The 512-nt window shown below is 24.2% G+C and carries 1 pseudogene; it reads left to right on the top strand.

Annotated features, from left to right (window positions below):
- Positions 1-147 precede the first annotated feature (147 nt).
- Positions 148-512: pseudogene (locus J5G60_RS18720) on the top strand (AI-2E family transporter); the annotation flags it as partial.

The raw sequence follows: 512 nt of genomic DNA, 5'->3' as shown, positions 1-512 counted from the left end.
ATATATTATTATAACAGAAATATTACTGCAAGTTTATAAAATATATATCATTTATAATTATTTTACAAAAGCTTTTCAATCCTGCATACACACTTTTATATTGCTATTAACATTTATGAAAAAACAAAAAGGAGTTGTCATCACTCTGTGAAAGAACTGATAAACAAAATCGATAAAATTGCTTTATTTTTTATACTTTATACATTAATATTTTTAATATTTTTTAGCACTATTGATTATACACTGCCTTTTGTATTAGCTTTAGTATGTGCACTAATACTCAGAAGGCCAACTATATTTATTACCAAGAAACTGAAGCTCAGCAACGGAATTGCCTCTTTAATTACAACTACAGTATTTTTTACAATAATATTGATTATACTCTCCTTTGGAATAGTAGTCATGACCCAAGAAGCCATCCAATTTGGAAAAAATGTTCAATCATATATTTCTAATAACTACAATAATATATATAACTCTATATATAAATTGCAAAATTATTACAACAATTT

The sequence above is a fragment of the Clostridium sp. HV4-5-A1G genome (genome assembly GCF_900184915.1).
Classification (GTDB): Bacteria; Bacillota; Clostridia; order Clostridiales; family Clostridiaceae; genus Clostridium_B; species Clostridium_B aromativorans.
This window is presented reverse-complemented; position numbering and strand designations above follow the sequence as displayed.